A 12,627-nucleotide genomic window follows, 5' to 3' on the forward strand; every position below is an offset into this window, starting at 1 on the left:
CGCGCCTTGGGTGATGTTGGGTTGTGTTGAGTGTTGGGGTGGGTGATGTGGAGATTTAGTCCTACGGTTGTAGCTCGGAAGAGGCCGCAGTCGCCCTCCTGTTGAGGGAACAGGAGGGGGAGGAACCAGACTTCCCATGCAGCAGTCATCCACCGTCGAAGGTATCCGTCCGGCCAACGACGTGCTGAGAGGCGTTGAGTGAGGCGTCGGGGCGGTGGACCCTGGGGTACATGTCGAAGCCAGTGGAGAAGCCGGAGTGGGCGCGCGTCGCGGAAGCGTTCGAGGCGAGCGGGCTGACGCAGAAGGCGTTCTCAGCGCAGCGAGGCGTGCGGCTGAGCACGTTGCAGTCGTGGGTGTACCGGGCACGACGTGCCGCGACGACACGAGTCGAGCCGGTGAGACTCTTGCCGGTACAGGTGGCGAGGAGTCCCGCGGCGACGGAGTCCCTGCTGGAGGTGGTGGCCGAGGGCGGAGCGCGGGTGCGCTTCGCCGTGGGCGCGGACGTGGCGTACGTGGCCCGGCTCGTCGCGGCGCTGGGGCGGTAGGCCGTGTTCGCCCTGCCTGCGTCGGTGCGCGTGGTGCTGGCGGTGGAGCCGGTGGACATGCGCAAGTCGATTGATGGCCTCATGGCGCTGGTGCGCACGGCGTGGGGCGAGGACGTCTACTCGGGCCACCTCTTCGCCTTTGTCTCCAGGCGGGGCGACCGAATCAAGGTGCTGACATGGAACCGGGGCGGCTTCGTGCTGCTGTACAAGCGGCTGGAGGCGGGGAGATTCCGGCTGCCACCGGTGGATGAGGGCGCGCAGGCGGTGACGCTGGATGCCACGCAGTTGGCCATGCTGCTGGACGTCATCGACGTGGCCCAGGTGCGTCGCCAGCCCGCCTGGACGCCTCCCGGGCGCACGGGCACCTGACGCACCCGGTCCGGGACGCTGAACGGCGGTGGCGTGTTGAGGCCAGGTGCCCCGAGAGCTGCCTCAGGACCACTTCTGCCCCTGGCGCGAGGAGGCGGAGGAACTCAAGGAGCGCCTGACGTCGCTGGAGGCGAAGATGGCGACGCTGGAGCGCCACGTCTTCGGCAAGAGGACGGAGAAGCTGCCCCCGGTGGCGACGGAGCTGCGCGGGGACGCGGACTCGACGGCGGCCCTGGCCGAGGCCGCGAAGCAGAAGCGGCGCGAGCGGGCCGCCCGCGGGGCCGAGGAGGCCCCGGCGCGGGAGATTCGCCACGCGGTGCCGGCCGAGGAGCGCCACTGCCCGGCGTGCGGCAGCGAGGACTTGAAGCCGCTGGGCCAGGGCCGCACCTCGGTGGTGTACGAGTACATGCCGGCCCGCTTCGAGAAGCAGGTTCACGTGCAGGAAGTCCTCGCGTGCGCGTGCGGCCGGGGCGTCATCACCGCTCCGCCTCCAGCCCGGGTGGTGGACCGGGGCGAGTACGGCCCCGGCTTCCTCTCCCACGTGGTGACGTCGAAGTGCGCGGACGCCATGCCCCTGCACCGACTGGCCCAGCGGATTGAGCGCGGTGGGGTGCCCATGAGTCGCAGCACGCTGACGGACCTCTTCCACCAGGCCGCCTCGGTGCTGATGCCTCTCTCCCAGCACCTCTTGCAATGCATTGCGTCCGCGGACGTGGTGTGGGCCGACGAGACACCCGTGCGCGTGCTGGACGTGAAGAAGACTCGCCAGGGCTACCTCTGGACTTTCCTCACCCAGACGCCCGAAGGGCAGTGGCTCATCGGCTACCGCTTCAGCCTGGGCCGCGCCAGCACGACGCCCAAGGACGTGCTGGGCGACACGAGGGGCGCCCTCGTGGTGGATGCCTATACCGGCTACAACGCGGTGACGCTGCCCGAAGGGCGCGTGCGCGTCGGGTGCTGGGCTCACGTGCGTCGCCGCTTCTTCGAGGCGCTCCCCACTGCGCCCGAGGCCCGCGAGGCCCTGGACTTCATTCTCGCCCTCTACCGCGTGGAAGCCCTGGCGCGCGACGCGGGCGTCATGCGCACCGACGCGCACCGAGAGCTGCGCCAGCAGCAGAGTCTCCCCATCCTCCTGGCACTACGTGGCTGGCTGGAAGCACAGGCCCCACGCCACTTGCCCAAGGGCCCCATGGGCCAGGCCCTCTCCTACGCGCTGAAGCAGTGGGACGCCCTGACGCGCTTCGTCTTCGACGCGCGTCTTCCTCTCGACAACAATCGCTCGGAAGCAGCGCTGCGCAAGGCCGCCCTGGGCCGAAAGAACTTCCTCTTCGTCGGACATGAGGCTGCGGGGGCCAACCTCGCAGGCCTCTACGCACTGGTGGCCACCTGCGAGGCCAACGGCGTCAATCCCGAGGCCTACCTCGCTGACGTGCTGCTGCGCGTGCAGACACACCCTCACTCGCGCATCGGTGAGCTGCTACCCCACGAGTGGATGCGGCGACGCACCGCCGACCCGCCCAAGTCGCCCCTCCAGCCCAGTCCCTGAACAGCTCGCGCATCGCGGCGCCCGCCGAGCACGATCGTGGTCCGTCTTCAATCCCTCCGGCACGTCGTTGGCCGGACGGTTACGGAGAGCGGACCGCTGCAGGTGTGATGCTCGATGATGCTGAAATTGGTCGGCTCAAGCGGGAAGTGCTTGAGCTGGAAGCGGACCCGGAGATGTTTCACTTCAATGCTGGTAGGAATACTGGGTATGTGCAGCCCAAGGAGGGGGATTCCGGGCCTGGCCGGATCCATGTTCGTGGTGATGTGCTCCCAATGGAGGGGGCGGTTCATCCCCGCTCCTCAATGAGTACAAAGGCCGTGCTCGCTCACGAGTACTGGGGCCACGCTCAGTATCCGAGGACAAAGCTGGAGCCGAGGGAGTGGAACGATGAGTTCCGTGCGAGCTACACTGCTGCTGCAGAAGCGCCGAACCTGACTTTCCGGGAACGTCAAGATCTTATGCGGGATGCGGTCAAGCGAGCAGAAGAGGCGAATCGTTCCATTAAGCCGAATGCACTGATGCGGTACTTCTTTAGTGATGGCTATTCGGATCCACCGACTTGGTGGACTCCCCCGAAGGGGTTCAAGCCGCCAGGCGAGGAGTAGTTGACTGTGGACGTCCTTCCGGAGGGCCTTTATGGTGAATGATTTGGCGACCTCTCTTTCCCCGAATGGGCGACACGTTGTCGCCCGAGAGCCTACGAGAGAGGAGTCACTTGGACGTCCGTTGTTTCGGCTTTGGCTGAATGGCGCTGTGCTGGATTCACGGCGAAGTATTGGCAAGTGGCTCTTTGGTGAGGAGGTGGTTTGGTCCACTGACTCTCGCTACCTCGCGGCCCAACGATGGGATCTCCCGGACCGTGGTCCACAGACGTCGATCTTGCTGATCGACCTTGAAGAGAGACTATGGCAAGTCGTCGGGCCGGGTTATCGAGCAGTCATGAGGCCTGTCTCGTTCCATGGAACTGAACTCGACTTCGAAACATTGGATTTGCGCACGGGCGAGACGACTCGAGGGCGTGCCGAGTGCGCATCTGCCTTGACTCGATGGGGGGATCTACAGGACGTGATGTTGTCGGTGGGCGATTCGGCCTGAAAGAGGTGTCGGGTACGATGATTGAGGGCGGCGTCTCTCCCCGTGAGAACGTCTCGTGTTTCTAGTCCTGAGCCTGAATGAAGTCTGTGGGTTGGTGGTGGAACTTTGCTCAGGTCTTCGGCACGGTGAATCGCCAGCGAATCCGGATTCGCTGGCGGTTGGCCCACGTCTGCAATGCCTATGTTTCCCAGTGGAGCTTGCCAGGCGTGGGGATGTGCCGCGTCCCCGCGCACTGACGGGAGATCTGTAACCGTCCGGTGGACGTCGTGCCGGAAGGCTTGATGACAGACGCAGACCGTGCTCGGCGAGCGCCGCGAGGAGCGAGTTGTTCAGGGACCGGGCTGGAGGGGCGACGCGGGCGGGTTGGCGGTACGTCGGTGCATCCACTCGTGGGGGAGCAGCTCACCGATGCGCAAGCGGGGATGCATCTGTACACGCAGCAGCATGTCGGCTAGGTACTCCTCGGGATTGACCCCATTGGCCTCGCAGGTGGCGACAAGGGCGTAGAGGCCAGCGAGATTTTCCCCCGCGGCCTCATGGCCGCCGAAAAGGAAGTTCCTCCGGCCCAGGGCCCCTTGCGCAGCGCGGCTTCGGAACGGTTGTTGTCCAGGGGCAGGCGCGCGTCGGAGGCGAAGCGCGTGGGCGTCCCACTGTTTCAGGGCGTAGCAGAGGGCCTGGCCCGGGGCCCTTGGGCAGGTGGCGCGGAGTCTGTGATTCCATCCACGCACGCAGCGCCGTGAGGACGGGGAGACTCTGCTGCTGGCGCAGCTCGCGGTGCGCGTTGGTGCGTACGAGGCCCGCCTCAAGGGCCAGGGCCTCCAGGCGGTAGAGGGCCAGAATGAAGTCCAGGGCCTCGCGGGCCTCGGACGCGGTGGCCAGCGCGTCGAAGAAGCGGCGACGCACGTGGCCCAGCACCCGATGCGGATTCTTCCCTCCGGCGGCGTCACCGCGTTGTAGCCGGTATAGGCATCCATCACGAGGGCGCCCCGGGTGCCGCCCAGGGCGTCCTTGGGCGTCGTGCTGGCGCGGTCCAGGCTGAAGCGGTAGCAGATGAGCCACTGTCCTTCGGGTGTCTGGGCCTCAGTGGTCACCCAAAACCGGCCAATGAAGGTCCCCTTAGAGCCTATTTCGGTAGGAGCGAGTGGAACCAGGTGATGATGCCCAGCGCGAAGTGCAGCATCGCGACGTAGGTGTCCTCTCGCTTCTCCCAGCGCACCAGCAAACGTCGGAAGCGGTTGAGCCAGGAGTGGGTTCGCTCGACGACCCATCGCGGCGAAGGGCGTCGACGCCGCACGCGCTTGGAACCGAGCTGGGAGCGTCGTCTCGGTGCCTGGAGCGTGAAGCCATACTCCTGAGCCAGCTCGCGTACGGGCCTGAAGGCATAGCCCAGGTCGACGCATAGCGTCTGACGACGGCTCCGACTCGGGAGGGGCCTTCGGACTGGAATCGATTCAAGCGTGGAGCGCGCCAGCTTGAAGTCGTTCGTGTTGGCTCCAGCGACCACGAGGCCGAGGGGGACGCCGCGCGAGTCCGTCAGCAGACTGCGCTTGGTGCCCCGCTTCGCTCTGTCGGTGGGATTGGGGCCGGTTTTTTCCCCCACCCAGCGGCGCTTTGCCCTGGGTGCCGTCCAGCGCCAGCCAGCGCCAATCAATCTTCGCCAAGCCATCATAGGCCAGCAGCCCCTGACGCCAGAACTCACGGAAGACGCCCGCGGACAACCACTCCCGGAAGCGTCGGTAGGCAGAGGACGGATGGCACAGGGCCGTGGCTTTCAACGCGCCCCACTGCATCCCCGTGCGCAGCACCAAGAGGATTCCATCCAAGGCCTGTCGGTCAGGCACTCGCGGGTTATGGCACCCCAGCGGGTGCTCCGGACGTGCCGGCAGCAGCGGCTCGATACGGCGCCACAGCTCGTCCGGCACCCGCCAGCCGTCGTCCTTCTTCACTACCCCATGGCCGCACCCTCCTACCGCTTCAACACGGCTGGAGGCCGACCTTCTTCCCTACCGAAATAGGTTCTAAGGGGTCGGAATGACAGTCGATTTTGGAGTGGCGACACAGGATGGTCCGCAGATGATTCGCCTGGAGGCTACGTTGCCGGTGCTAGTGTGGGTTCGACGGCTGTGTATCCGGATTTTCGATGGTGAAGGTGGAATTGCCGGCAGAGTTATTGAAGGGGTGGACGTCATTCGGCAATACCTCAAGAGGTAACAGATATGGGAACTCGATACGGAGTCCGTGATGGTCCTGATATGCACAGTCTCGTTGGTTGCGCGAGAAGAGTAGCCGGGGCGGTGTCGGTGTCTGGTGTAGCTGACGAAGACCTGCTGCAGAGGCTTCGTGATATATTGTATGGCGAGAAGGATGCATGGGGCATTGCAGGTGATGCGTTGATGACTAGTAGGCTGTTGAAAAACTCTTCGACAGCCACAGCGACCCACTACGGGATGGATATGACTTTGGGCGTTCGCCCCATAGGTTGTAGGCCGAGAGAGGTCCCGATCCTTTTTCAATAGCCTGCTAGGTCCGAGGCAGCACGGTTGGTGCTTGCGAATCTGGAGTCGTGGCTGATTGAGCGATCTGGCCGGGCTTGGCCCTCTCAGGTGGAGTGGGACCTGGAGTTCCTTGTGCTTGATGTGGAGGATGCACTGTTTGGCTCGCAAGGGCACTCATAGGTGTTATGTGGTTTGTATTGGCAGAACAGCCCCCTGGTCCACAGTGGTGGCGCGTACTTCACCCCAGTCCGGGCGCGGCAGGCGGCTATAGTGAGTGGGCCATCTCCGCTGGTGCGCCACCTGATTGACCAAGAGGACCGACGTGTCGGAAATCTCGCGCCAAATTCTAATCTGGATGTTGGATTGCTATATCCTGTGGTTTGTCGGCCACCTCAATGCTGCAGACGAAGCGAGGCGTGAAGCAGTCAGTCCGAAGCTGCGAGCGATATTCCACGCCGAGGGTACTTGGCAGGAGGTACTCCGGGCTGCGATGCGGTGGGAGCGAGATCCAGCCGCAGAGATCGTTGTGATCTGGAAGAAGAGCGAGGACCAAGCACGTCAGTGGGGTGAAGTGATTGACCCAGACGACTTCGCCAAGAGATTTGTGGGCATGAACTTCATTCCAGAACCACCTTGAGTCGCCAGGATAGCCGAGCATGTGCGTGTCACGGAGTGGTTGATGTGTTCTGCCAGGGGAGCCGATGGCGAATTCACCTACTGCTACCCAGTCTCTTGAGTCCAAGAAGTATTCATGCGCTACAGTTGGGACGACGCCGTCCTCCTTGCACGAGTCTCCCCAGGACGTCGTTCCGAGCGTAAACGCGGTGTGGAAGGTGCGGCTTGCCGTCCGCTGGCTGTCCCCGGAGACTGGGTGGATGTTCATGGCACTTACGAAAAGTCGCCAAGCTGAGCAGGTTGTGCGCGACTCAATCTGCACTGGGGTGGTCACGTCTGATGGCAGGGTGATGAAATGGCAAGGTAGAATTGGCGGAGAGTGAAGATGAGTGACATGGGTGTGTTGAAGTCGCTGGTTCAGCGGGCGACTACTGTGGTGCGAGCTGACCCCGTGTGCGATCTTTCACTGGGTTTGCGACAACAGATTTGGATGTCGATGGGGCATGAGCGAGGCCTTGGGCCAGGGCATGCTCGGCGTATGGTGCTCGCGCTCGAGACTGCGCGGCATGTGCTTCCTCTGTGGGAGTCGAAGTACTTGCAGGATCGAACGCCGCACACGGCGCTGGACTTCGCGGAAGAGATGAGAGTGGCAAGATGTGAGAAGAGTGAAGGCCAGGACCTCTGGCAGCAGGCCTGGAATCACATGGTTGAGTTGTCGTGCTCAGATGAGGAGGATCAGCGAGGGATAGCGGCGGGATTTTCTGCTGTACAGGCTTTGCGCACCTGTATTGAGGACGAGTTGTTCCCGCTGGCTGAGGTGGATGAGAAGCTACGCGACAACCAAGTCGATGCCGAAGACATGGATGCTTCGGCGTTTGCATCGGCTGCCTGCGCAGGCGGACCCGTTTGGGACGTATTGTCCGACTCTGCGCGTCGGCTTCAATTCTGGGAATGGTGGCTGTCAGAAGCCGTGCCCAATGCGTATCGCCTGGAGCGCACTCCGAGATGATCGCGTTGGACAAGGCGCTTCATGCTCGGGAGGACGGTGACTGCTGATGCCCTTGTGGACTCGCTCTTCCACAATGGGTCACTGCGGCGCAGCCAAGGTGCTCGGTGTTCCTCCGCCCTGCAGTAACTGCAGGGCGATTCTTCCTCCGGCTATTGCAGTGCTGGGAGGTCCGTGATGCAGCGAGTGCAGTTCGACGACCTGATGGTGGGCGACGACCAGTTGATGTTCTGGGGAGACCGCCCGTTCTCAGGCGTGGCCTTCGAGCTCTTCCCCAATGGCCGCCTCGCAATTGAAACAGGCTACGCGGAAGGTTTGATGGAGGGGGGAAGTCGCACGTGGAGTGAGTTGGGTGTGGTGGTCGAGGAAGTTCAGCACTGGGGCGGCGTCCGCCATGGGCCGTCTCGGTCGTGGGATGAGGAGGGGAGACTCCGCGTTGAAGCGGTTTATGAGTATGGAATTCTGGTTGCGGAGCAGCGATGGAGTGAGAGTGGCGAGAAGGAAGGGGGATGGCGCATGGGACCCGATGACAAGCTCTTCAGGATGCTAGAGCTCAATCGGGACAGATTCGGCGGACGTGCACCGCCTGTGTGAATTGGCTTCGGTGCGAGAACAGCATGAGCTGCTTGTTGGAAGCCGATCTTCTCCCTCGCCGCATTGAGTATGTCAGAGATCGGGTATGCGGACCGTGTCGGGTCGGCTGAACGGATCTCATTCGCTGAGCCATCAGGCTGGCCGTTGGCGGCCGTTTGCCCTGTGTCCGCACGCGGAGAGAGGGTCAAGGGCTCAGAATCGTTCAGGTTTTGGCGAAGCCCACCCCTGACGCTCCAAGCACGCGGACTCCTTGCTCTGAGCGAAACCGCGATCCGCGTGGGTGACCCGCGAGCGACCCGATAGGACGGTCCATGACAGCTCCATCCAACTCGTGAATCAGGCCTGCTCGTACCGGCACGCGAGCGCGCTGCCAAGCTGTTGGCGGACGAGCCGTACGATGTCGCGTGTGGCCAGCTCGGAGCTCGCGGCGAGCGCTGGAAGGGTGCGGTCGACCGCGCCCAACAACTTCGCCAAGCGCGTCTTCTGTGCGTCTACGTCACTGATGGCATCTGACAGATGCTCGTTGAGATCCAGCGCCAAGAGCAGCGCGTCGACCGCGCTCCGTCCAATGCCTTCACGCAGGCGTCGCCCGAGGAACGCCGCCTCCGAACCTGCCACGGCCGGCTTGCGCGCGGCGGCTGACAGCGCCGGAAACGGCTCGGCGAAGAGGGGATGCTTGCGATCATGCGGATCGTACATGTCCTTGGCCAAGAGCATGCCCGGGAGCGCCTCGCTCTCCTCTCTGCCTCCTTCGTCGCATGCAGCAGTTCGAGATAGGTCGGTTGCGGAGCCCCTTCGCTGCGGAGCAGGGCCAGCACCTTATCCGCCGGGCCCGTCGACTGTGTGTACACGCGCTCCGTGGCCGCGACATCGAGCTCCATGAACACGCCTGTGAGCAACGAGAGGGGCGCGGACACCCTACTTCGCAGCATGCGAGGCTCGCGCGGCAGGCGGAGTTCGAGCGTGCCCTTGGTGAGGGTGATCTTGCCAAGCTTGGGATCGGCCGCTGGCAGATGCAGGACCATCGCCTGCATCCATTCCAGGAATGCGTCGATCATCGCCTTCTTGCTACCTCGGGGTGTGGCCACGTTCTCTCCGTTGTGATGTCTCGTATCGTCTGGCGCCCGGTCGCTGAGACCTCTGGTGGGGCGCGCTCGGTTCGCTGACTTCCCCAGGGACTCCCGCCGGAACGGACTCGACGATGGAGCTTCGTCGGGAACTCGGTGGCCGAAGATAAGAGTGAGCGTCGTCTTCGCTTGCGCGCGTCGCTCAGGGCTCGGCGACTCCTTTCAGAGCTGGAGACTGTGGGGGCGCGGTCGCAGCCCCACGTTCGCAGGTGCTCTTGACTTGGACTCATGTGCGCGAGGCGCGGTCCCTTGCCTTGTCACTCCGCGGTGACAAGCTCCTCCGGGTTCCAGGACACCCAGGACCACCGTGAGGTTGCTCTTTTCCATGCCTGACATTTCGCGGCCAGCCAACGCACGACGTCGTGCGCTGCATGACGCGCTGAGTATCGCGCCAGCGCTTTGAATGGCTACACTTTCAAGGCCGTGCGAATCCCATCATTTCATGGAGAGAGAAATGCAAGCAATTCGCTTCATGGGCTGTGCGCTGCTCGTGGCCGGATTCCTCTCGGGGTGTGGAGGGAATGAGGCCGACGCGACCATTCCGCCGGAGGAGATGCGTGAGCAGGGGCAGCGTGCCGCGCAATGCGCTCCGGGATATACCGGGTATTATGAGATGGTATGCACCTACGCGCCCAGGTTCACGCCTCCCTGCTACAATCACTTCAACGGCAGTGACTTTATCGAGCACCTCTACTGCCGCTCCGATACGAATCCGGCGGATGTCTATGATGCCGGAGAGACGAGCTACAGGTTCTGCGGCGAGTGTTTCTGAGGAGAGGACCGGGTGCCGCGCTCCTTGCGTGGCACCCAGCACCCCCAGGCCCACCCTCGACGCCAGGGCGGCAATCCCATCAACTGTCGTCGCTCGCCCACTTCGAGCGAATGTTGGCGATCATCTTCAAGACATCGGCATCGGAGGACGACTGGGCCATGGCTTCGGCGCTTGCCAGGCACGAACGTGCGCTGTCTGCCTGTCCTGACCGCCAGCGAACGTCCGCCAAGGCGAGCAGCAGGAGCGGGTCGTGCTCCGGGGGCGCGACTGCTTCTTCGTAGTAGAGCGCTGCCTGCGATAGCCTCCCGGCTTCGTCGCAGAGGAGTCCCGCAGTTCTTGCTAGCAGGGTGTTGAGCAACCCCTCCGAGGGAGCGACACCCCGCACCGTGACGTGGTGTCCTCCGCGCATTGGAAGCAGGGATGCGCGGACGGCCCAAGCAGCAGACGACGCTGTTCGGCTTGAGGACGCCGGGAGACCGGGTGCCCGCGGGCCATCCGCTGCGCAGGGTGAAGGACATGGCGGACGCCGCGCTGGCGGCGCTTTCGCCGACGTTCGATGAGATGAGATGTACAGCGGCACCGGCCGGCCGAGCATCCCACCAGAGCAGTTGCTGAAGTCCTGCCTCCTCATGGCGCTCTACCAGGCGGAGCACTGGTCTCCGGATGCGCTTCTGGCAGGACCCCAGGAACCGCGCGCCGTCGCGCTACCATTCAGACTTGAAGCTGTTGCGGGTGCGCGTGACGTAGTGTCGGTCTTCGGAGTCGATGCAATCGTGCCGATACCGGCCGATCCATTCGAACGTCACGTTTCCCCACACATCCCAGGTCCCCGTCCCCGGCTCGAGGGACCCGCTATCTCCAATGAAGAACTGCCACTCGCAATCCTCCCCGCCGGAATAGGGAGCGAACGTAGACGCGGGCATTTCAAACGTGCCGTCCTCGAAGACGTCCACGAAGATGCCGGGCCAGGAGTCGATGGTAGGCGGAGGGGAGCTGACTTTTCGGACCCGCATCTGGGTGTCATCCACCCTCTCCATGTAGAGGGACATGGGCACATCCCAGAGCTTGGTGGTCGGCGAATGGCCAGGCACCGTCTTCTCCTCCAGGCCGACGTACTTCCCCGGATGATGCCCGACGAGGAAGTCCACGGCGGAAGCTGGAGGGGCGTCAGGCATTCGGACGCCCGTCAATTCATACGTGGTGCGCCATTCAGACGACCAATGCTGGCCCCAGGGAGGCCCGTTGCACTCCTGTGCCAGGCGTTCCACCCAGGACAAGGACAGATTGCCCTCCTCATCCCAGGTTCCCGCTCCCGCGACGGGGGAGGCCGCGTCGCCCAGGAGGTACTGCCGGATGCAGTACTCGTCATAGGGGGTGCGAGCGGAGGCAATCGCCGGAAGGGTGAGTGTCCCATCCTCTCCGACGTCCACCAGGACCCCCGCGGAGAAGCCGCTCACGGGTGTGAGTCGGACCTGGGTGTCGCTCACCACCGCTAGCGTGTACGGCCAGGGCTGGGATGAACCGGAAGGACCGCCGGGGGATGTGACGGAGGAGAGGACCGAGTCATAGATGCCCGCCATCCGCCTCGCGGCGGGGGCCCGGCTCACGGTGAAGGTGAATACGCCGACCTTCGACGAATCCGCCTGGGACACCGCCTGGACGGTCACCCGCGTGTCCTCTCGGACGAAGGGGGCTGTGTATGCGACAGACGAACCTCCGACGGAGGAAAGCCTGCCCGGGCCCGACATGATGCTCCACGTCACGTCGGCGGAGAACGTCCCGGTCCCCTCCACGACTGCCCTGAGCACCGTCCGGGCCTTGAAGGCGATAGGGTCCGCCCCGGTCACGGAGACGCCGGTGACCGCGTCCAGGCCGACGCCCGCATCAGCAGGCCCGGACGCTCCACCTCCGCCACACCCCGACAACGAGACCAGGAACAGCAACAACGCGCACAGGGGTTTCATGGGCGATTCCGGCAAGTCAGCGGTGGATCGTCGGGAGTGCCGAAGGTAGCACCGGACGATTCCTGTCACTTCCGTATTTTTGTGAGAGCTGATCAACCCTCGTCGCTCGCCCACTTCGAGCGGATGTTGGCGATCATCTTCAAGGCCTCGGCATCGGAGGACGACTGGGCCATGGCTTCGGCGCTTGCCAGGCACGAACGTGCGCTGTCGGCCTGTCCTGACCGCCAGCGGACGTCCGCCAAGGCGAGCAGCAGGAGTGGGTCGCACTCCGGGGTCGCGACTGCTTCTTCGTAGTAGAGCGCTGCCTGCGATAGCCTCCCGGCTTCGTCGCAGAGGAGTCCCGCCGCCCTCGCGAGGGTGGATGTGTTGGCTGGCCTTTCCTTGCTTGACCGAGTGCGCGCCAGCGCGGACTCCAGGCAGGCGATGGCCTCGGCGGTCCTGCCTGCTTGGGCGAGGTTCGACGCGGTACGCAGGGGATTCTCGTCATTCGCCATGACAT

Annotated in this window: 15 protein-coding genes and 1 pseudogene; 9 read left to right on the top strand and 7 right to left on the bottom strand. The window is 64.0% G+C overall.

Translation table 11 applies throughout. The annotated features are described in order from the left end of the window. Positions 1–230: 230 nt before the first annotated feature. From tnpA to GTY96_RS13235, 4 genes are all read left to right on the top strand, one after another. Entirely contained in the window at positions 231–545 is a 315-nt protein-coding gene (gene tnpA / locus GTY96_RS13220; protein ID WP_161664907.1) for an IS66 family insertion sequence element accessory protein TnpA, read from the top strand. Positions 546–548: 3 nt separating this feature from the next. Next, entirely contained in the window at positions 549–914 is a 366-nt protein-coding gene (gene tnpB, locus GTY96_RS13225; RefSeq protein ID WP_161664908.1) for an IS66 family insertion sequence element accessory protein TnpB, read from the top strand. 46 nt (positions 915–960) lie between these two features. Continuing rightward, complete coding sequence (gene tnpC, locus GTY96_RS13230) at positions 961–2,460, top strand: IS66 family transposase (RefSeq protein WP_328700861.1); 1,500 nt, start codon at positions 961–963, stop codon at positions 2,458–2,460. Positions 2,461–2,567: 107 nt separating this feature from the next. Further along, positions 2,568–3,065, top strand: coding sequence for a hypothetical protein (locus GTY96_RS13235; RefSeq protein WP_161664909.1), 498 nt, complete (start codon positions 2,568–2,570; stop codon positions 3,063–3,065). An 819-nt stretch (positions 3,066–3,884) separates the two neighbouring features. Here the strand turns inward: GTY96_RS13235 and GTY96_RS37605 are convergent. The 3 genes and pseudogenes from GTY96_RS37605 to GTY96_RS13245 all read right to left on the bottom strand — a co-directional run bounded on the left by GTY96_RS37605 (position 3,885) and on the right by GTY96_RS13245 (position 5,501). Beyond that, positions 3,885–4,124, bottom strand: a complete 240-nt coding sequence (locus tag GTY96_RS37605; RefSeq protein WP_235685608.1) for a transposase domain-containing protein — start codon at positions 4,122–4,124, stop codon at positions 3,885–3,887. Next, positions 4,090–4,646 (bottom strand): annotated as a pseudogene (locus GTY96_RS37610) (IS66 family transposase). Before GTY96_RS37610 ends, GTY96_RS37605 begins: the two are co-directional and overlap by 35 nt. A gap of 32 nt (positions 4,647–4,678) precedes the next feature. Further along, a protein-coding gene (locus GTY96_RS13245; RefSeq protein WP_407926975.1) for an IS5 family transposase occupies positions 4,679–5,501 on the bottom strand; the annotation gives its coding sequence in 2 pieces (ribosomal slippage) (positions 4,679–5,152 and positions 5,154–5,501; 822 coding nt in all). 871 nt (positions 5,502–6,372) lie between these two features. Between GTY96_RS13245 and GTY96_RS13250 the strand changes: the two genes are divergently transcribed. The 3 genes from GTY96_RS13250 to GTY96_RS13260 all read left to right on the top strand — a co-directional run bounded on the left by GTY96_RS13250 (position 6,373) and on the right by GTY96_RS13260 (position 8,265). Then, positions 6,373–6,687, top strand: coding sequence for a hypothetical protein (locus GTY96_RS13250; RefSeq protein WP_161664911.1), 315 nt, complete (start codon positions 6,373–6,375; stop codon positions 6,685–6,687). 372 nt (positions 6,688–7,059) lie between these two features. Further along, positions 7,060–7,674: an Imm5 family immunity protein gene (locus GTY96_RS13255; RefSeq protein ID WP_161664912.1), complete on the top strand. Its 615-nt coding sequence runs from the start codon at positions 7,060–7,062 to the stop codon at positions 7,672–7,674. A 174-nt stretch (positions 7,675–7,848) separates the two neighbouring features. Further along, positions 7,849–8,265, top strand: coding sequence for a toxin-antitoxin system YwqK family antitoxin (locus tag GTY96_RS13260; protein ID WP_161664913.1), 417 nt, complete (start codon positions 7,849–7,851; stop codon positions 8,263–8,265). Between the two features lie 336 nt (positions 8,266–8,601). Here GTY96_RS13260 and GTY96_RS13265 read toward each other — a convergent pair whose 3' ends face one another. Then, entirely contained in the window at positions 8,602–8,982 is a 381-nt protein-coding gene (locus tag GTY96_RS13265; RefSeq protein WP_161664914.1) for a hypothetical protein, read from the bottom strand. A gap of 864 nt (positions 8,983–9,846) precedes the next feature. Between GTY96_RS13265 and GTY96_RS13270 the strand changes: the two genes are divergently transcribed. After that, positions 9,847–10,164 (top strand): hypothetical protein, encoded by a 318-nt coding sequence (locus GTY96_RS13270; RefSeq protein WP_143909180.1) that lies wholly within the window; start codon positions 9,847–9,849, stop codon positions 10,162–10,164. 79 nt (positions 10,165–10,243) lie between these two features. Here GTY96_RS13270 and GTY96_RS13275 read toward each other — a convergent pair whose 3' ends face one another. Further along, the gene (locus GTY96_RS13275; protein ID WP_161664915.1) at positions 10,244–10,522 is read right to left on the bottom strand and encodes a tetratricopeptide repeat protein; all 279 of its coding nucleotides are present in this window, start codon (positions 10,520–10,522) and stop codon (positions 10,244–10,246) included. Between the two features lie 62 nt (positions 10,523–10,584). On the opposite strand from GTY96_RS13275, the gene GTY96_RS13280 reads away from it, so the two are divergent. After that, positions 10,585–10,779, top strand: a complete 195-nt coding sequence (locus GTY96_RS13280; protein ID WP_186002202.1) for a hypothetical protein — start codon at positions 10,585–10,587, stop codon at positions 10,777–10,779. 89 nt (positions 10,780–10,868) lie between these two features. On the opposite strand, the gene GTY96_RS37185 is transcribed toward GTY96_RS13280, so the two are convergent. Together GTY96_RS37185 and GTY96_RS13290 are read right to left on the bottom strand one after the other, a co-directional pair. Further along, a complete protein-coding gene (locus GTY96_RS37185; protein ID WP_201756030.1) occupies positions 10,869–12,128 on the bottom strand; it encodes a hypothetical protein in 1,260 nt (419 codons plus the stop codon). Positions 12,129–12,220: 92 nt separating this feature from the next. Continuing rightward, positions 12,221–12,622, bottom strand: coding sequence for a tetratricopeptide repeat protein (locus GTY96_RS13290; RefSeq protein ID WP_161664917.1), 402 nt, complete (start codon positions 12,620–12,622; stop codon positions 12,221–12,223). Between the last annotated feature and the right edge of the window lie 5 nt (positions 12,623–12,627).

The organism is Corallococcus silvisoli, from assembly GCF_009909145.1.
Classification (GTDB): Bacteria; Myxococcota; Myxococcia; order Myxococcales; family Myxococcaceae; genus Corallococcus; species Corallococcus silvisoli.